Origin of the sequence: Pseudomonas sp. S09G 359, assembly GCF_002843605.1 — a bacterium.
Lineage (GTDB): Bacteria > Pseudomonadota > Gammaproteobacteria > Pseudomonadales > Pseudomonadaceae > Aquipseudomonas.
Genome location: NZ_CP025263.1, coordinates 2,910,381 through 2,929,715, shown reverse-complemented (window position 1 = coordinate 2,929,715; position 19,335 = coordinate 2,910,381). Strand labels below are relative to the sequence as shown.

13 protein-coding genes are annotated in these 19,335 nt (G+C 61.8%); 5 read left to right on the top strand and 8 right to left on the bottom strand.

Going from position 1 to position 19,335, the window contains the following annotated elements:
* Nucleotides 1-84: 84 nt before the first annotated feature.
* Nucleotides 85-2,073, bottom strand: coding sequence for an alpha-1,4-glucan--maltose-1-phosphate maltosyltransferase (locus CXQ82_RS13115; protein WP_101269543.1), 1,989 nt, complete (start codon nucleotides 2,071-2,073; stop codon nucleotides 85-87).
* Between the two features lie 204 nt (nucleotides 2,074-2,277).
* On the opposite strand from CXQ82_RS13115, the gene CXQ82_RS31430 reads away from it, so the two are divergent.
* Nucleotides 2,278-2,454 (top strand): hypothetical protein, encoded by a 177-nt coding sequence (locus CXQ82_RS31430; RefSeq protein ID WP_177409904.1) that lies wholly within the window; start codon nucleotides 2,278-2,280, stop codon nucleotides 2,452-2,454.
* Here CXQ82_RS31430 and CXQ82_RS13110 read toward each other — a convergent pair.
* Nucleotides 2,432-2,923, bottom strand: coding sequence for an MgtC/SapB family protein (locus CXQ82_RS13110; RefSeq protein ID WP_012723945.1), 492 nt, complete (start codon nucleotides 2,921-2,923; stop codon nucleotides 2,432-2,434). The two genes, CXQ82_RS31430 and CXQ82_RS13110, sit on opposite strands and share 23 nt — an antisense overlap.
* Before the next feature lie 120 nt (nucleotides 2,924-3,043).
* Between CXQ82_RS13110 and CXQ82_RS13105 the strand changes: the two genes are divergently transcribed.
* The 4 genes from CXQ82_RS13105 to CXQ82_RS13090 all read left to right on the top strand — a co-directional run bounded on the left by CXQ82_RS13105 (nucleotide 3,044) and on the right by CXQ82_RS13090 (nucleotide 6,993).
* Nucleotides 3,044-3,283, top strand: a complete 240-nt coding sequence (locus tag CXQ82_RS13105) for a DUF3203 family protein (RefSeq protein WP_065906641.1) — start codon at nucleotides 3,044-3,046, stop codon at nucleotides 3,281-3,283.
* 184 nt (nucleotides 3,284-3,467) lie between these two features.
* Nucleotides 3,468-4,877: a cytochrome c oxidase accessory protein CcoG gene (gene ccoG, locus CXQ82_RS13100; RefSeq protein ID WP_101269541.1), complete on the top strand. Its 1,410-nt coding sequence runs from the start codon at nucleotides 3,468-3,470 to the stop codon at nucleotides 4,875-4,877.
* Nucleotides 4,878-5,032: 155 nt separating this feature from the next.
* Nucleotides 5,033-6,442, top strand: a complete 1,410-nt coding sequence (gene mapR, locus CXQ82_RS13095) for a GntR family transcriptional regulator MpaR (RefSeq protein ID WP_101273778.1) — start codon at nucleotides 5,033-5,035, stop codon at nucleotides 6,440-6,442.
* Nucleotides 6,443-6,534: 92 nt separating this feature from the next.
* Nucleotides 6,535-6,993, top strand: coding sequence for a hypothetical protein (locus CXQ82_RS13090; protein ID WP_256581916.1), 459 nt, complete (start codon nucleotides 6,535-6,537; stop codon nucleotides 6,991-6,993).
* A gap of 18 nt (nucleotides 6,994-7,011) precedes the next feature.
* Here the strand turns inward: CXQ82_RS13090 and CXQ82_RS13085 are convergent, their stop codons facing one another.
* The 6 genes from CXQ82_RS13085 to CXQ82_RS13060 form a co-directional block, all read right to left on the bottom strand.
* Nucleotides 7,012-7,758 carry an SDR family oxidoreductase gene (locus CXQ82_RS13085; protein ID WP_101269539.1) on the bottom strand — a complete coding sequence of 249 codons (747 nt, stop codon included), beginning with the start codon at nucleotides 7,756-7,758 and terminating at the stop codon, nucleotides 7,012-7,014.
* 54 nt (nucleotides 7,759-7,812) lie between these two features.
* A complete protein-coding gene (locus tag CXQ82_RS13080; RefSeq protein WP_101269536.1) occupies nucleotides 7,813-9,909 on the bottom strand; it encodes a bifunctional diguanylate cyclase/phosphodiesterase in 2,097 nt (698 codons plus the stop codon).
* A gap of 263 nt (nucleotides 9,910-10,172) precedes the next feature.
* Nucleotides 10,173-11,648 carry an efflux transporter outer membrane subunit gene (locus tag CXQ82_RS13075; protein WP_101269534.1) on the bottom strand — a complete coding sequence of 492 codons (1,476 nt, stop codon included), beginning with the start codon at nucleotides 11,646-11,648 and terminating at the stop codon, nucleotides 10,173-10,175.
* Complete coding sequence (locus CXQ82_RS13070; protein WP_101269532.1) at nucleotides 11,645-14,752, bottom strand: efflux RND transporter permease subunit; 3,108 nt, start codon at nucleotides 14,750-14,752, stop codon at nucleotides 11,645-11,647. The genes CXQ82_RS13075 and CXQ82_RS13070 overlap by 4 nt, the downstream gene beginning before the upstream one ends.
* Nucleotides 14,749-17,850, bottom strand: a complete 3,102-nt coding sequence (locus CXQ82_RS13065) for an MdtB/MuxB family multidrug efflux RND transporter permease subunit (protein ID WP_101269529.1) — start codon at nucleotides 17,848-17,850, stop codon at nucleotides 14,749-14,751. The genes CXQ82_RS13070 and CXQ82_RS13065 overlap by 4 nt, the downstream gene beginning before the upstream one ends.
* A complete protein-coding gene (locus CXQ82_RS13060) occupies nucleotides 17,847-19,151 on the bottom strand; it encodes an MdtA/MuxA family multidrug efflux RND transporter periplasmic adaptor subunit (RefSeq protein WP_101269527.1) in 1,305 nt (434 codons plus the stop codon). Before CXQ82_RS13060 ends, CXQ82_RS13065 begins: the two co-directional genes overlap by 4 nt.
* Between the last annotated feature and the right edge of the window lie 184 nt (nucleotides 19,152-19,335).

Genomic DNA, 19,335 nt, shown 5'->3' with positions numbered 1-19,335 from the left:
TGCGGTGTGTCAGTGAATGCACGTGCGACTGATCTACCGCATTCGCGAGCAAGCCCGCTCCCACATTTTTGATCTGTGCCAGGCTCAGGAAACGCTGATGCGCCAGATACCAAAGGGCATCTGCGGGTCCAGGCGGGTCCACTGGGTCTTGCCGTACCAGGTCCAGCGATGGCCATTCATCAGGTCTTCACCCTGGGTTTGGGCATCGTCGGGCAGACCCAACTCCCACAGCGGCAGTTCGAAATTGGCCTCCTGGGCGTTGAACGGGTCAAGGTTGATCGCCACCAGGATAAAGTTGCTGCCATCCTCGCTGCGCTTGCCGAAATACAGGATGTTGTCGTTCCAGGCGTTGTAGAGCGTGAGGCCCAGGTGCGTCTGCAAGGCCGGGTTCTGCCGGCGGATGCGGTTGAGCTGGGCGATCTCGGCGATGATGTTGCCGGGTGCGGTGAAGTCCCGAGGACGGATCTCGTACTTCTCCGAATCCAGGTACTCCTCCTTGCCCGGCACCGGTGCGGCCTCGCACAGTTCGAAGCCCGAATACATGCCCCATAGGCCAGAGCCCATGGTGGCCAGCGCGGCGCGGATCAAAAAGCCCGGGCGGCCGGATTCGTGCAGGAACGCCGGGTTGATATCCGGCGTATTGACGAAGAAATTCGGCCGGTAGCATTCGCGCCACGGCGACTGGTTCAACTGCGCGAAGTACTCACTCAACTCAGCCTTGGTGTTGCGCCAGGTGAAGTAGGTGTAGCTCTGCGAATAGCCGACCTTACCCAGGCGCGCCATCATCGCCGGCGTAGTGAACGCCTCGGCGAGGAAGATGACCTCGGGGTATTTCGAGCGCACATCGCTGATCAGCCATTGCCAAAACGGCAGTGGCTTGGTGTGGGGGTTGTCGACGCGAAAGGTCTTCACGCCCTCTTCCACCCAGCCCACCACGATGTCGCGCAGCTCGGTCCACAGGCTCGGGATCGCGTCGGCGGCGTAGAAGTCGACGTTGACGATGTCCTGGTATTTTTTCGGCGGGTTTTCCGCGTATTTGATCGTGCCGTCCGGGCGCCAGTTGAACCAACCCGGGTGCTGCTTGAGCCACGGGTGGTCCTGGGAACACTGGATGGCAAAGTCCAGCGCGATTTCCAGGCCGTGGTCGGCGGCGGCGGCGACCAGGCGACGGAAGTCTTCGCGGCTGCCCAATTGCGAGTGGATCGCCTCGTGGCCGCCCTCCTCGCTGCCGATGGCGTAGGGGCTGCCAGGGTCATCGGGGCCGGCGGTCAGCGAGTTGTTCTTGCCTTTGCGGTGGCTGCGGCCAATCGGGTGGATCGGCGGGAAGTACAGCACGTCGAAGCCCATGTCGTGGATCATCGACAGGCGTGAGTGCACATCGTTGAAGGTGCCGTGCCGCGCGGGATCGTCGGTGATCGAGCGGGGAAACAGCTCGTACCAGCTGGCAAACTGCGCAGCCTCACGCTCCACATCGATGGGGTACACGGTGCTGATGCTCAAATAGGCGCGATGGTCGGCCTGGGTCATCAGGTGTGCACTGTCTTCGTGCAGAAACTGTGCGACCTGCTCGGTTTCCAGCAGACCGGAAAGCTCGTGGTGCAACAGCATCAGACGGTCGCGCAGCTCATTGTCACTGCGCTCGGCGGCCTGCAGCACCAGGCTGCGGCCTTCTTGCAGTTCCAGGCTGACTGGAACACCGGCCTCGTGCTTTTTACGCAATTCGTAGCAGAAGCTGGCGAAGGTATCGATCCAGGCCTCAATGCAGTATTCATGCGGGCCTTGGCTGGTGACGGTAAACGCGCCTTCCCAGCCGTTGTTGCCGACGTCGGCCATGACCACGCTGTGCCAGCTTTCTTCGTGCAGCGCGCGCCAACGAATCAGCACGGCAAGCTTATCGTGGCCGTCGGCAAAGACTTTGCTGGTGACCTTGACCCGCTGGCCAACCACGGCCTTGACGGCAAATTCGCCGCCGTCGATCACGGGTGCGGTACTTTCGATTGCGATCCTGGGCAGCAACAATGCCTGGGACAGCGGTAAGAGAGATTCTTCTGGAGCCAGTGTTTCAGCAGTCATCGAGCATCTTCCCCTTACGCCCTGTGGACGCTCTTTGCTTGATCCGAATTCTGAGACGGCGACGCTCTCCCTGAGCAGGGCCGTATAAGGTCCGAGCCTGCCCCGGCAAGAAAAGTTCAGGTGGATGTGCCGCCATCGGGCGGGGAATCTATTCGCCCTGGCAAGTGTCCACCGATAGAGCAAAGCACAAAGGAGGCCACACCGATGAATATCCCGATCCCGGCTGAAACGCCTGACCCGAATATCGACAACCCCACCCTGCCGCCCACCGAGCCCACTCCAATTCCGGAAAAGGAACCGCCAGAGAACGAGCCGCCGCCGGTTGAAGAACCGCCGACGACCATGCCACCGGTGATCGTCAGTCCTTCTCAAAGCGCTTGACGATCTTCGGCATCACGCTGAACACCGCCAAGGCCAGCAACGTACTCAGTACCGCTGTCGATTCCCGGCCCAGCCCGGCCGAGACCCCAATCGCAGCGGTCATCCACAAGCCGGCTGCGGTGGTCAGGCCTTTGACATGGCCCTCTTCATCATCCTTGCCCTTGATGATGGTACCGGCACCCAGGAAGCCGATCCCGGCAATCACGCCCTGCACCACCCGACTCATGGCATCCGCCTGGTTACCGGACATCTGCGGCACCATCACGAACAGTGCAGCCCCCAAGGCCACCAGCATATGCGTGCGGACTCCGGCGGCCTTGCCTTTGCTCTCGCGTTCAAACCCCAGGATGCCGCCCAGGATCGCCGCGATCAGCAGGCGCACGGTGATCTGCGTAAGCTGCTTTGCGTCGCCGATATCCGCAAATTCGGCCTGCAGGGTTTGCCACACTTCATGCCACCAGGCGTCCATGGATCGCGTCCTTTGTCATTATTGGTAAAGGATGGACAGCGGCGACCGCCAGTCAGTTGCCTGGAACCCCTGCACATCGGTGCCGCCTAACGTTCATAGCCCATGAACAAGGAGAACGGCATGCCCATACGTATCGAAAACCAGCTGTGCTATTTCATGCTCGATGACAATGGCCAGGAACAGAGCGTGCCGGCGACCCGGGTCAATATCGTGACCGACATCGACAAATCCATGTCCTACGTGGAGCTGGCAGCAGAGCGCATCTATATCACCGAAGCCGAGGCCGACGCCCTGACAGTCGCCGGGGCCCACGATGGGCGCCAACATGTAAAGGCCGAAGAACCTGGTTCGCTGATCTAATTGATCTGTGTCAGCCTATCCAAGATAAGCCTGCACCCCATACGCCACGGGGTGCAGCAGATTGTCGCAGGACCTCGGCTACATCCCATCTGATCCGTTCTTTATCGCCATACCTGAGTCTGTTATGCAAACAGCCTGAGACGCATAGTTCATCCGCCTGATGGAGGCTGATGAGTGAACGACCATGAGCGAAAGAATCCCAACCGTGGAAACCTTTGTCCCCATTCACCCAAAGACGGTGAAGGCCAAATCCAGTGACAACCTGATTCATACCCGCAGTTTTACCGGCCTGTTCCGCACCTTGCGCGTGGGCGGTGCAGCCTTTCTGTTCCTGGCCTTTTTCGGCACTGTGTGGCTGGATTGGGGCGGACGCCAAGCCGTGCTGTGGGACCTGGCTGAAAGTAAATTCCACATCTTTGGCGCCACCTTCTGGCCCCAGGATTTCATCCTGCTGTCGGCGCTGCTGATCATTTGCGCCTTTGGCCTATTCGCCATCACCGTGTTTGCAGGCCGGGTATGGTGCGGCTATACCTGCCCGCAAAGTTCGTTCACCTGGCTGTTCATGTGGTGTGAAAAAGTCACCGAAGGCGAACGCAACGCACGTATCAAACTGCAAGCGGCGCCCTGGAGCCTGAACAAACTGGCGCGGCGTTCGGCCAAGCACACCTTGTGGCTGGGCATCAGCGTGCTCACGGGGCTGACCTTTGTGGGCTACTTCACCCCCATCCGCCCGCTGGCCAGCGAACTGCTGACCTGGCAAATGGGCGGGGTGAGCCTGTTCTGGGTGGTGTTTTTCACCGGCGCCACCTATATCAATGCCGGCTGGCTACGGGAAGCGGTGTGCATGCACATGTGCCCGTACGCGCGCTTTCAAAGTGTGATGTTCGACAAAGACACCCTGACCATCTCCTACGACACGACACGAGGCGAACACCGTGGCCCGCGCAAGCGCGAGGCCAAGCCCGCCGAGGTCGGCCTGGGTGATTGCATCGACTGCCAACTGTGCGTGCAGGTGTGCCCCACGGGTATCGACATCCGCGATGGCCTGCAAATGGAATGCATCGGCTGCGCGGCGTGTATCGACGCCTGCGATTCGATCATGGACAAAATGGGCTATGCCCGTGGCCTGGTGAGCTATACCAGCGAGCATCAACTGCAAGGCGGCAAAACCCACCTGCTGCGGCCGCGCCTGATCGGCTACAGTGCGGTGCTGCTGGTGATGATCGCCGCGCTGGTCGTGGCATTGGTGCAGCGGCCGATGGTGTCGCTGGATGTGACCAAGGACCGTGGCATGTTCCGCGAGAACGCCCAGGGCCAGATCGAGAACATCTACAGCCTCAAGGTCATCAATAAAACCCAGCAGCACCAGGATTACCGCCTGGAACTGGTGGACGCCGAAGGCTTCCAGCTGCAGGGCAAGACTGCGATCAGCCTGGCACCCGGGGAGATCAGCGATGTGCCGGTGTCCGTGGCATTGCTGGCCGATAAACCGACAAGCAGCTCGCAGACCCTGCGTTTCAAGGTCACGGATGTCGATGAGCCGTGGGTCTACAGCGCTGCGGATAGCCGCTTTGTGGCACCGCTGAACCGCTGAATCCGACGCTAGGGCACTCCAGAGGTGGGAGCGGGCTTGCTCGCGACAGCGGCCTGTCAGGTAACACATGTATATCTGATATACCGCTTTCGCGAGCAAGCCCGCTCCCACCTTTTTACTCGGTGTTCATTTTCAAAAAATTGCTTAAGGCCACCATGAAACGCTACGAAAAATTCGCCGACGACATCGCAGAACTGATCCGCTCCGGCGTGCTCGGCCCCGGCCAGCGCGTACCGTCCGTGCGCTATGCCAGCCAGACTTACGGGGTCAGCCCATCCACGGTGTTCCAGGCGTACTACCTGTTGGAGCGACGCGGGCTGATTCGCGCACGGCCGCGCTCCGGTTACTTCGTCAACACGCACGCGCCGAGCCCGTTTTCCGAGCCGGTGGTGAGCGAGCATGTGCATGAGTCCACCGAAGTCGACGTGAGCGAGCTGGTGTTCTCGGTGCTCGACTCGATCAAAGACCCGAATACCGTACCGTTCGGCTCGGCCTTCCCCAGCCCGATGCTATTTCCGCTGCCACGCCTGGCGCGCTCCCTGGCCAGCGCCAGCCGCGTAATGGACCCGCGCCTGGTGGTCACCGATATGTCGCCAGGCAACCCACAACTGCGCAGGCAGATTGCCCTGCGCTACATGGTTGGCGGCCTGATGCTGCCCATGGAAGAACTGCTGATCACCAATGGCGCCCTGGAGGCGCTGAACCTGTGCCTGCAGGCCGTCACCGAACCCGGTGACCTGGTGGCCATCGAAGCCCCGGCGTTCTACGCCTGCCTGCAAGTGCTGGAGCGCCTGAAGCTCAAGGCCGTGGAAATTCCGGTACACCCGCGCGATGGCATCGATCTCAACGCCCTCGCGCAAACCCTGGAGCGCTACCCGATCAAGGCTTGCTGGACCATGACCAGCTTCCAGAACCCCATGGGTGCCACCCTGCCGGAGGAGAAGAAGCAGGCATTGGTGGAGCTGCTGCGCAGCCATCAAGTGCCCTTGATCGAAGACGACGTGTACGCCGAGCTGTACTACGGCCAGCACGCGCCGAAACCGGCCAAGGCCTTCGACACCGAAGGCCTGGTGATGCACTGCGGTTCCTTCGCCAAAAGCCTGGCACCCGGCTATCGCGTGGGCTGGGTGGCGGCCGGGCGTTATGCGCAGAAGGTTGAACGCCTGAAGCTGATGACTTCGCTATGCCCCTCGATGCCGGCCCAGGCGGCGATTGCCGACTACCTGCAGCACGGCGGCTACGACCGCCACCTGCGCAAATTACGCTATGCGCTGGAGGAACAGCAAAGCGCCATGCTGGCCGCGATCGCGCGTTACTTCCCGGCGCAGACGCGGGTGAGCCAGCCGGCGGGCGGGTATTTCCTGTGGCTGGAATTACCGGAGCAGACCGACTCGTTGAAGCTGTTCCAGATGGCCCTGGCGCAAGGTATCAGCATCGCACCGGGGCCGATTTTCTCAGCCACGCAGCGTTTCAGGAACTGCATCCGCCTGAACTACGGCAGCCCGTGGACCGAGGCGTCGGAAAAGGCCATGGAAACGTTGGGAAGGATCGTGCGCTCGTTCTGAGTGGGAACCGAATCGCCGTGGGGACCACATAGGAGGGTGCGCTTTTCGCACATCAAAAAAGCGTCTTTCCATGTTCCATGTTGAGGTTTCCCATGTCTATGTCCTTACCCGTAGGGCTCCAGCCGCTGCCAGTGCCCCCCAACTACATGCCTGCGGAAGAACGCAGCCAGGTGCTGGAAATGACGGGCCCCATAGGCCGCCCTGCCGGCGACCATCGTTCGGCAGACAGAATTATCGAACAGAGCCCTGTGGCCACGCGGTTCCTGCAAAGCCGCGATCATTACGAAGTGGGTGACAACCTGAAGCGCCAAGTCGGTGACTGGACCGATGCCAACCCCGACCCGGAGGCCAGGGCCAATGCAGCCTACGACCTGGACAAGGTGCTACGGTTCATCGACAACGTCGACGAGCGTAGCTTGAATGGCAGCGACAGCCACAATGGGCGAATCGATGGTTTCCGCGATACCGGCCACAGCAGCCTCGACAACTCGGAAGCCCGGCTGCTTTCGCGGTTTGCTCAGAACGGCTACGAGGTGCTACGCCGTCTTTAGGCGTTAAGTCAAGGCGCCTCAGCGCCCGCCGCCCAAATCGACAAAGGTGCCCGTGGCGTAGGAAGCCTTGTCCGACAACAGCCAGATAATCGCCTCGGCCACCTCATCCGGGCGGCCGCCACGGGCCATCGGGATGCCGGATTCAAGTTTGCTGACCCGGTCGGGGTCGCCGCTCAGGGCATGGAAGTCGGTGAAGATGTAACCTGGGCGCACCGCGTTGACGCGAATACCCTCGCCCGCGACTTCTTTCGACAAGCCCAACGTAAAGGTGTCGACTGCGCCCTTGGAGGCGGCGTAGTCGACGTATTCACCCGGCGACCCCAGGCGCGCGGCCACCGAAGACACATTGACGATGCTGCCACCCTGCCCGCCATGCTTGGGCGACATGCGCAACACCGCGTGCTTGGCACACAGGATCGGGCCCAACACGTTGGTCTTGAGGATTTTCAGGATACGAAATTCAGACATTTCATCGACCCGCGATTTATGCCCCACGGTCCCTGCGTTGTTCACCAGCGCCGTGACACGCCCAAGCTCCGCGTCCACGCGACTGAACAGGGCAATCACTTCATCTTCGCTGCTGACATCCGCTCGCACGGCAATCGCCTGGGCACCCAAGGCGCGCACCTGTTCGAGTACGGCATGCGCCGCTTGCTCATCGGACTGGTAGTTGATGCAGATGCGATAGCCTTCGCGCGCGGCCAGCAATGCGGTCTCGGCGCCAATTCCGCGGCTGCCCCCGGTGATGATCACAACTTTGTCCATGCGTGCGGTCTCCTGATCCAATCGGGTGATAAGGCTTGGATCCAATACTAACCGTCACGCACGGCTTTTGTCAGGCGCCAACGCCTCTTCGGCACGCTGGATATCGGCCATGAAACCCTCGGCCGGCAGCGGATGGCCGAGCAGGAAACCTTGCAGGGAGTTACAGCCCAGCCGCGTCAGGAAACTTTGCTGCACATCGGTTTCCACACCTTCGGCGACAATCCGCAGCCCCAAGGCCTGGCCCAGGGCGACTATGGCCGACACAATCGCCGCGTCATCGCTGTCGTGCTCGAGGTCGCGTACAAACCCACGGTCGATCTTCAATTCGTTGGCGGGCAGGCGCTTGAGGTACATCAGGCTGGAATAGCCGGTGCCGAAGTCGTCGATGGACAGGTCGACGCCCATGTCCGACAACTGCTGCAACACGGTCATGCTTGCATCAGCGTCACTCATGGCGGTGGTTTCGGTGATTTCCAGGGTCAGGCTATTGGCCGGCAACTGGTGCCGCTCCAGCGCCGAGGCCACGCTTTTGACCAGCCCGGCGTGGCAGAACTGCAATGCCGACAGGTTGACCGCAATGCGCCAGTCTTCGTAGCCTTGGGCATACCACACGCGCATCTGGCGGCAGGCTTCGTTGAGCACCCATTCGCCGATGGGAATGATCAAACCGGTTTTTTCCGCCAGTTCAATAAACGTCGCCGGCAGCAGCAGGCCCTGTTGCGGATGTTCCCAGCGCAGCAAGGCTTCGGCACCCACCGGGATACCGCTGAGCGCGTCGAACTTGGGCTGGTAGTAAAGACGGAACTGTTGTTGCTCAACGGCGTTGCGCAGGTCTTGCAGCAACTGCAATTGCTTGCGCGCGTTGGTATTCATCGACACATCAAAGAAGCTGTAACCGTTCTTGCCCATGCCCTTGGCGTGGTACATCGCGGCATCGGCGTTCATCAGCAATTCCTGGGGGTTGCCGCCGTTGCCCGGGTACATGGCAATGCCGACACTGGCGGAGATTTTCAGCTCATGCTCGGCCACCTGGAACGCCCGATTAATCAGCACCACCTGGCGCTCGGCGAGGCCGAGGGCGTCATCCGGCTGGTTCAATTGCACCAGCAATACAAACTCATCCCCACCAATGCGGGCCAGGGTGTCGTGCCCACGCAGGTCTTCCCGCAGGCGCAGGCCGACCTCACGCAACAATTGGTCACCCATATGGTGGCCAAAGGCATCATTGACCGGTTTGAAGCCGTCCAGGTCGATAAACATCAAGGCGAAACAACCGCCCTGCTCCGTCACCGCCTGCATGGCCTGCTGGATACGGTCAGCGAGCAACGTGCGATTGGGCAGGCCAGTGAGCATGTCATGCAAGGCCAGGTGGGTCAGCTCCTGGTTGGCCAGGGTCAGGGAGTCGGCGAGCACGGCGGTGCGCGCTTCCAGGCGCGCGTCGAGCAGCGAGGTCAACAGCGCGATGGCCAGCACGGCCAGGGTGGTGACCAACACCAGGTTATCCAGGCCTTTGCCGCTGAGCCCCGACAAGGCCGCGCCACAAAAACTTTCATCAGCAAACTGTGCCGCGGCCATGCCGGTGTAGTGCATGCCGACGATGGCAAAGCCCATCACTACCGCCGCGCCGCCGCGCACCAGGCGCACATAGGGTGTGCTGCGGCGCAGGTTGAACGCAATCCATAACGCGGCGCCGGAGGCGACTACGGCAATCAGCAACGAGGCGCCAAACAAGGTCGGATCGTAGTCGATGCCCGGCGTCATGCGCATCGCGGCCATGCCGGTGTAATGCATGCTGGCGATGCCGGCCCCCATGACCAAGGCGCCAAAGGCCAACTGCCAGGCAGGCAAACGCGGCTGGCTGACCAGCCACAATGCAAAGCCGCTGGACAACACCGCAATCAGCAATGAGAGCGCGGTAATGCCGACATCAAAACCAAGGGCAAATGGCAAGCGCAGCGCGAGCATGCCGATGAAGTGCATCGACCACACACCGATGCCCATGGCGATGGCCCCGCCGGCGATCCATAAATAGACGGCACGGCCCTTGGCGGTCGAGATACGGCCAGAGAGGTCCAGCGCGGTGTAGGACGCGAGGATCGCGACGCACAGGGAAATCGCGAGCAGAGAGGGGGAATAACTACCGATGAGCATGGGGCTTCTCGTGCACAACGGGTCTGGAACGCCCGTGCAAAGTGGCAAAGCGGGCGATTGTAGCGAGAATAATAATTGGGTAGTTGATTAATTATCAGACGGCCATTATTGGCAATTTGACGTCAATTGCTTGGCTTTCGAGGGATAACAATCTGGGAGGGGCTTGCGCCCGATAGCGGTGTATCAGCCAATGAACGCCTGGCTGAAAGACTGCTATCGGGGGCAAGCCCGCTCCCACACTGGGCTTGAAAATCCGGGTGAGTTCAGTCTTTTTCGGCGACAGGCGTTTGCCCATCCCACCCGCCGCCCAGCGCGGCGATCAGTTGCACACTCGCCACCAGCCGCGTCTGCAACAAGGTCAACACCGTCCGCTCATTGCTCAACGCTGTCGCCTGCACCGTGACCACATCCAGATAAGCGATCAACCCGGCCTTATACTGGTTCTGGGTCAAGCGCAGTGATTCCCGCGCCGCATCCAGGGCCTCGTTACTGACCACCGCCTCGTCTTCCAGCACCTTGAGCTGAACCATGTAGTTTTCCACTTCACGGAACCCATCCAGCACCGTCTGCCGATACTTCGCCACCGTTTCATCGTAGGAAGCCACGCTGCGATCAACCTCTGCCGAACGCTGGCCGCCGTCAAACAGCGTCATCGCCAGTTTCGGCCCCACCGACCAGAACCGGTTCGGCAAGCTGATCCAGTCGGCATAGGTACTGCTGGAATAGCCACCGGCCAGGCTCAGGCTCAGGTCCGGGTAGTAAGCGGCCTTGGCCACCCCAATATTCGCGTTGGCGGCGATCACCGAGCGCTCGGCCGAGGCGATATCCGGGCGGCGCTCCAACAATTGCGACGGCAGGCTCACGGGAATCTGCGGCAGGGCCGGAATGTCCTTGCTCACCGCCAGGTTGAAGTTGGCCGGCGCCTCGCCGATCAACACGGCAATCGCATTTTCCAGTTGGGCACGCTGCCAGATCAGGTCGATCAGGCTCGCCTGGGTGGTCTTCAGCTGGGTCTGCGCCTGGGCGACCGCGTCCTTGCCGGAGACACCGGCGCGGTACTGGTTCTCGGTCATTTGCAGGGAGCGCTGATAGGTTTCCAGGGTGGCTTGCAGCAAGCGCGTCTGTTCATCCATCACCCGCAGTTGCAGGTAGCTTTGCACCAGTTCCGACTGTTGGCTTAAACGCATCGCGGCCAGGTCGGCCGAGCTGGCTTCGGCGCTCGCCTCGTTGGCCTCCAGGCCGCGGCGCAGCTTGCCCCAGATATCCGCTTCCCAGCTCACGCCCAATTGCGCGTTAAGGGTGTCGCGGATACCGCTGCTGGAACTGCTAAGGCTGGCGCTACTGCTGCCGGTACCCTGGCTGGCGCGGGTTTTACCGGCGCTCAGGTCCACCGTGGGGTAAAACGCCCCGCGCGAGCTGCGCACCAGCGCCTGGGCCTGGCGAAAGCGCGCCTCGGCCTGGGCCACGGTCTGGTTGGACGTGTTCAGGCGCACCACCAGGTCATTGAGCTGACGGTCGCCGTACAACTCCCACCAGGCGCCGCGGGCCAGCGAATCGCTCGGCGTGGCCTGGCGCCAGCCCTGGGCCTCCTTGAATTGCGCCGGCTCAGTGACTTCCGGGCGCTTGTAGTCGGGGCCGACGGCGCAGGCGCTGAGCAGCACGCCGCAGAGCACCAGGCTTACAACACGGGAACCACGGGGCATGCTCATGGCCAATTTGGTTAAGGTTGAATCGGTCATAGCGCAGTGTCCAGGGCAGCATCGGTACGCACGCCGCGCCAGGCATTGAAGCGATGGCGCGCGCGGTCGAGATAGAGGTAGACCACCGGGGTGGTGTAAAGGGTCAGGACCTGGCTGAACACCAGGCCGCCAATGATGGTCAGGCCCAGGGGGTGACGCATTTCCGCGCCATCGCCCGTACCGAGCAGCAAGGGCAAGGCACCGAGGATGGCCGCCAACGTGGTCATCAAGATCGGCCGCAAACGCAACAGGCAGGCACTGCGAATCGATTCCAAGGGGCCCAAACCGTCGTTGCGTTCCAGTTGCAAGGCCAGGTCAATCATCAAGATCGCGTTTTTCTTCACCACGCCGATCAACAGGAACAGGCCCAGCAAGGAGATCAGGCTGAATTCACCGCCCGTGAGGTAGATGGCGAGCATGGCGCCGACACCCGCCGAGGGCAGCGTCGAAAGGATCGTCAGCGGGTGAATGTAGCTTTCATACAGAATGCCCAACACCAGATACACCGCCACCAGCGCGCCAAGGATCATGAACGGCTGGCCCTTCTGCGTCGCCGCGAAGGCATCGGCGGTCCCGGCCATCTTGGCGATCACGTCTTCGGGCAGCCCGACCTTGGCAATTGCCCGCTCGATAGCGGCCGTGCCCTGCTCCACCGTCACGCCAGGGGCCATGTCAAAGGCGATGTTTTCCGAAGCGAACTGGCCTTCATGGCTGACGCGGTCATCCGCCAGGCTATTTTCGTAATGGGCGATGGTCGACAGCGGCACCCGCGCGCCGGTAGAGGTGATCACCTGCATCTGGTTGAGGGTGATCGGGTCCTGGGCGTATTTGGGGTTGACCTCCATCACCACCTGGTACTGGTTGAGGCTGTCGTAGATCGTCGAAATCTGCCGCTGGCTGTAGGCGTTGTTCAACACCGCCGTGACCATGTCCATGTCGATGCCCAGGCGTTTGGCCTGGTCGCGGTCGACAATCAGCGTGACCTGGGCGGCACCGCGGCCTTCGCGGGCGTCAATGGCGGTGAGTTCCGGCAACTCACGCAAGGCGCTCACCACTTTCGGGTACCACAGGCGCAACGCAGCCAGGTCGCCACTTTGCAGGATGTAGGAATACTGTGCGCTGGTCTGGTCACGGCTGCCGCCGAATTGCAGGTCCTGGTCGGCCATCAGGAACAGGCGCCCGCCCGGCACCAACGGCACATCCTTGCGCAGACGCTCGATCACCGCTTGCGCCGAAATCTTGCGCTCGCTGATAGGCTTGAGGCGCACCAGCATCACCGCGTTGTTGGTGCCATTGTTGCCGCCGATAAAGCCGGCCACACTGAGCACCGCCGGGTCCTTGAGCACGGCCTTGCGGAAGGTTTCCATCTTCGGCTGCATCACACTGAAGGACAGCCCGTCATCCCCGCGCACGAAGCCGATCAATTGACCAGTGTCCTGCTGCGGCATAAATGTTTTCGGCACCACCACATACAACGCCACGTTGACACCGATGGTCAGCAACAGGCTTAGCAGCGTCAGGCGGCGATGGCGCAGCACCCAATCCAGGCTGGTGGCATAACCGGCCACCATGCGGTCGTTGATCTTCTGGCTCCAGCGCTGCAAGCCGGTCATTTGCCCTTTGACATGGGGCTTGAGCCAACGCGCGCACAGCATTGGAGTCAACGTCAGCGACACGATCAGCGACACAATGATCGCCGCCGACAAGGTGATGGAAAACTCACGGAACAGGTTGGTGACGATCCCGCCCATAAACAGGATGGAGAGGAACACCGCCACCAGCGACACGTTCATCGACAGCAAGGTAAAGCCGACCTCCTCGGCCCCCAGGTACGCCGCCTTCATCGGTGGCACGCCTTCGTCGATATGCCGGGAGATGTTCTCCAGCACCACGATGGCATCGTCCACCACCAGGCCGGTGGCCAGGATCAGCGCCATCAATGAGAAGTTGTTCAGCGAAAAACCGTACAGGTACATCACCGCAAAGGTGCCCACCAGCGATACCGGCACCGCCAGGGTCGGAATCAACGAAGCGCGGAAGTTGCCTAGGAACAGGTAGACCACCAGGATCACCAGCCCCACCGCGATCAACAGGGTCATCTCGGCTTCGTGCAGGGTGGCGGTGATCACCGGCGAGCGGTCCATGGCCAGGCTGAGTTTGACGCTCGACGGCAGCACCGCCTGCAACGCCGGCAACTGCGCCTTGATCTGCTTGACGGTCTCGATGATGTTGGCGCCCGACTGGCGGTTGATCACCAGCAACACTGCCGAATCATTGTTGAAGAAGCCACTGTTGTAGCGGTCTTCCACGCCGTCGCTGATCTTCGCCACATCGCCCAGGCGCAGGGCCGCGCCGTTCTGGTAGCGAATCAGCAGCGGTTCGTAGTCCTTGGCCTTTTCCAGCTGGTCGTTGGCCTGGATCTGCCAGTTGCGCTCGCTGTCTTCCAGGGAACCCTTGGGCCGGCGCTGGTTGGCATTGGCGATGGTGTTGCGCACATCGTCCAGGGCCACGCCGTACTGGTCGAGGGCCTTGGGTTCCAGCTCGATGCGCACGGCCGGCAGGGAGCTGCCGCCGATCTGCACTTCGCCCACGCCCGGCACCTGGGACAGGCTTTGCGAAAGGATGGTCGAGGCCAGGTCGTACAATTGGCCCTTTTGCAACACGTCCGAGGTCAGTGACAGCACCATGATCGGCGCCTGGGACGGGTTGATCTTCTTGTAGGTGGGCATGCTGCGCATGCCACTGGGCAGCAGGTTGCGCGAGGCATTGATGGCCGCTTGCACTTCCCGCGCCGCGCCGTTGATATCGCGGCCGGAATCGAACGCCAGGATGACCCGCGTAGAACCCTGGCTCGACGAGCTGCTCATGGTGGTGATGCCGGAAATCGCGCCGAACGAACGTTCCAGCGGCGTCGCCACCGTGGACGCCATCACCTCGGGGCTGGCGCCGGGCAAGCTGGCCGACACCACGATCACCGGGAAGTCGATCTGCGGCAATGGCGATACCGGCAGCAGGTTGAAGCTGACACCTCCCAACAGCATGATCGCCAGGCTCAGCAGCATGGTGGCTACCGGCCGGCGAATGAACGGTCCGGACAGGTTCATGACTCAACCGGCTCCAGGCTTTGTGGCTCTTTGCGCCAGCGACGACCAAGGCGGTCGAAGTACAGGTAGATCACCGGCGTGGTGAACAGGGTCAATACCTGGCTCACCAGCAACCCACCGACCATCACCAGGCCCAGGGGCTGGCGCAATTCCGCGCCGGAACCGGTGGCCAGCATCAACGGTACCGCACCGAACAGCGCGGCCAGGGTGGTCATCAGGATCGGCCGGAAGCGCAACAGCGCCGCCTGGTAGATGGCGGTCTGCGGGTCGAGGCCCTGGTTGCGCTCGGCGTCGAGGGCGAAGTCGATCATCATGATCGCGTTCTTCTTGACGATACCGATCAGCAAGATAATGCCGATGATCGCGATCATCCCCAGGTCATTGCCACTGAGCAGCAAGGCCAGCAACGCCCCCACTGCTGCCGACGGCAAGGTCGAGAGAATGGTGATCGGGTGGATATAGCTCTCGTAGAGCACGCCCAGCACGATGTACATGGTGACCACCGCCGCCAGGATCAGCAGCAAGGTACTCGACAGCGACGCCTCGAAGGCCTGGGCCGCGCCCTGGAACTGAGTCTGTACGCCCACCGGCATGCCGATGTCTTTCTGCGCCTGGTTGATCAGCTCCACGCCTTTGCCCAGCGCCACGCCCGGGGCCAGGTTGAACGACATCATCACCGCCGGGAACTGGCCAATATGCGCAATCGCCAACTGGGCCTGGCGCTGCTCCACATGAGCCAGGCTGGACAGGCGCACTTGGCCGCCATCGGTGGTTTTTACATGGATCTGGTTCAGCGCCGCCGGGCCCAGGGTTTCCCCGGACTGGGCCTGCAAGACCACGCGGTACTGGCTGGCCTGGGTATAGATGGTAGAAATCTGCCGCTGGCCGAAGGCGTCGTAGAGCGCGTCGGTGATGGTCGACACACTTACACCCAGGCGCGAGGCCGCGTCACGGTCGATCACCAGGTACACCTGCAGGCCTTTGTCCTGCAGGTCGCTGGCGACATCGGTGAGTTCCGGCATCTGGCTCAGGGTGTGCACCAGCTTGTCGCTCCACAGCGCCAGCAGGTCGGCATCCGGCGAAGACATGCTGAATTGGTACTGGGTGCGGCTGACCCGGTCCTCGATGGTCAAGTCCTGCACCGGCTGCATGAACAGGCGGATACCCACCAGCTTGTCGATATTCGGTTGCAGGCGGGTGATCACCTGGGCCGCGCTCAGATCGCGCTGACCGTGGGGCTTGAGGTTGATCAGCAAGCGGCCGCTGTTGAGGGTGGCGTTATCGCCGTCCACCCCAATGTAGGACGACAGGCTTTCCACCGCCGGGTCGGCGAGGATGATCTTGGCCAACTCCTGTTGGCGCTGGCTCATGGCCGCGAAGGAGATCGACTGCGGCGCTTCGGAAATACCCTGGATCACCCCGGTGTCCTGCACCGGGAAAAAGCCCTTGGGCACCGCCAGGTACAGCAGCACCGTGAGGCCCAGGGTGGCGATGGCCACCAGCAGGGTCAGCGGTTGGTGCCGGAGTACCCATTGCAACATGCTGCCATACCGCGCGATCAACCAATCGATCCACGCACCGCTGGCCTTGTAGAAGCGGCTTTGCTCCTCGTCCTTGGGCTCACGCTTGAGCAAGCGCGCGCACATCATCGGCGTGAGGGTCAGGGACACCACCAGGGAAATCAGGATCGCCACCGCCAGGGTAATGGCGAATTCGCGGAACAGCCGCCCCACTACGTCGGCCATAAATAGCAGCGGGATCAATACGGCAATCAGCGACAGGGTCAGGGAAATCAGGGTGAAGCCGATCTGCTTGGCGCCCTTGAGCGCCGCCGCCAGCGGCGTCTCGCCTTCCTCGATGTAACGCGAGATGTTTTCCAGCATCACGATGGCATCGTCCACCACGAAACCGGTGGCGATGGTCAGGGCCATCAGGGTCAGGTTATTGATCGAGAAGCCGGCCAGGTACATCACGCCGAAGGTGCCCACCAGCGACAGCGGCACAGCGATCGACGGAATAAGGGTCGCACTGACCCGGCGCAGGAACAGGAAGGTGACCATCACCACCAGGGCGATGGCGATCAGCAATTCGTACTGTACGTCTTTTACCGAGGCGCGAATGGTCTGGGTGCGGTCGGTCAGCACCGTGACGTCAAGGCCGGCCGGCAGGTTATCGGTGATGCTCGGCAGCAGCGCCTTGATGCGGTCGACCACTTCAATCACGTTGGCGCCCGGCTGGCGCTGGATATTCAGCAGCACGGCCTGGTTTTCATTGGCCCAGGCGGCAAGGCGTTCGTTTTCGGCGCCGTCGACGATCTGCGCCACATCTTTAAGGCGCAACGGCGCGCCATTGTTATAGGCCAGGATCAGTTCGGCGTATTGCTGGGGCGAGACCAACTGGTCGTTGGCGTCGAGCATCGACACGCGAGTTGGGCCGTCGAAGTTGCCCTTGGGCTGGTTGACGTTGGACGCAGCGATCAGGGTGCGCACGTCCGAGAGGTTCAAGCCATTGGCGGCCAGGGCCTCGGGGTTGACCTTGATGCGCACGGCCTGGCGCTGGCCGCCGGCGATGCTGACCATGCCGACGCCGCTGATCTGCGCAATTTTTTGCGCCATGCGCGTGTCGACCAGGTCATTCAACTTGGGCAGCAGCATGGTCTTGGAGGTGATCGCCAGGGTCAGCACCGGGGTGTCCGCCGGGTTGACCTTGTTGTACACCGGCGGTGCCGGCAAATCCTTGGGCAGCAGGTTGGTGGCGGCATTGATCGCGGCCTGCACCTGTTGCTCGGCGACATCCATATTGATGTCGAGGTTGAAACGCAGGGTCAGCACCGACGCACCGCCGGAGCTGGTGGAGGCCATCTGGGTCAAGCCGGGCATTTGCCCGAACTGGCGCTCCAGCGGCGCAGTGACCGCGCTGGTCATCACATCGGGGCTGGCGCCGGGGTACAGCGTCATCACCCGGATCGTCGGGTAATCCACCTGCGGCAAGGCCGATACCGGTAGCAAGCGATACGCAATGATGCCGGCCAATACGATGGCCAGCATGCTCAGCGTGGTAGCGACCGGGCGGAGGATAAACAGCCGCGACAGGTTCATGAACCGACCTTTTGCGCCTTGCCGGCGGTGGTGCCGGTCTCCCCTTTAGCCGCCGGCTTGCCCTGCAGGTGTTCGGTCGGGGTGGTCGGCACTTCGGTGCTGTCGTTGACCACTTCGATCTCGCTGCCGTCCTTGAGGCGGTCGGTGCCTTCCAGCACTACGCGGTCGCCAGCCTTGAGGCCCTCTTTGATGACGGTGTTGTCGCCATCGGTGTCGCCCACCACCAGGGGTTGGACCTTGACCTTCTTGTCGCCGTCGAGCACATAGACAAAGGTGCCGGTGTTGCCGAACTGGATCGCCGCCGACGGCGCCAGCACCACGTTATGCAGGGTATCGGCCAGCAGGTGCACATTGACGAACTGGTTGGGGAACAGCGCCTGATCCTTGTTATCGAAGCGCGCCTTGAATTTCAGGGTGCCGGTGGTCACGTCGATCTGGTTGTCCAGGCTTTGCAGCACGCCCGCGGCTTGCTGCTTCACGTCGCCACGGTCCCAGGCTTCCACGGGCAGTTTGTTGCCGGCGTGATAACGGCTGAGCACAGTGTCCAGGGTATTTTCCGGCAGGGTGAAGGCCACGCTGATCGGCTGGGTCTGAGTGATTACGGCCAAAAACGTAGTGTCATTGGCTGCTACCAGGTTGCCCACGTCGACCTGACGCAGACCAACCCGGCCGCTGATCGGCGCGCGGATCTTGGTGAATTCGAGGTTGAGCTTGGCGTCATCCACCGCGCCCTGATTGGTCTTGACCGTGCCCTGGTATTGCAGCACCAGCGCTTCGGCGGTGTCCAGGGTCTGCTTGGCGATACTGTCCTGGGCGTACAGGCCACGGTAACGCTGTACATCGACCTGGGCGTTTTTCAGTTGCGCCTGGTTTTGCATCAGCGTGCCCTGGGCCTGGAGCAAGGCGTTCTGGTAGCTGCGCGGGTCGATTTCCGCCAGCAGGTCGCCGGCCTTGACCATTTGCCCCTCTTCAAAGGCGATTTTCACCAGCTCACCGCCCACCCGGCTGCGCACATTGATGGTGTTGAGCGCCGTCACCGTGCCCAAGGCCTTGTAGTACACCGGAAAGTCCCCCAACACTGCCGGCGCCACGCGCACCGGCACCGGGCCGGTGGAACCGCCGAAGCCCGGGCGCATCATCCCCGACTTGCCGGCATGCCCGGCTGGCGTCTGCGCGGCACCCTCTTTGTGGCTGCCGGGCCAGAATTTCCAGCACAGGCCGGCGATAACCAGCAGCACAAGCAGGCCGAACAGCCAGCGGCGGGACTTACGGGGGGAGGATTGCATGGATTGATCAACCATTGGGCGCGAGAGCTTCTTCTTTGGGAGGCTGAAAGATAAGCACTGGAGCGCATTAAGAAAAGCGCCTTTACCGGCTATTTACCTTGGGCTTACAACTTTTAACTGTTGGCGTTTAGTGTATCGGCTATTTCGCTAAGCACCTGAAGCGCAAATGAAAACGGCCTGGACTAGGCCAGGCCGCAAT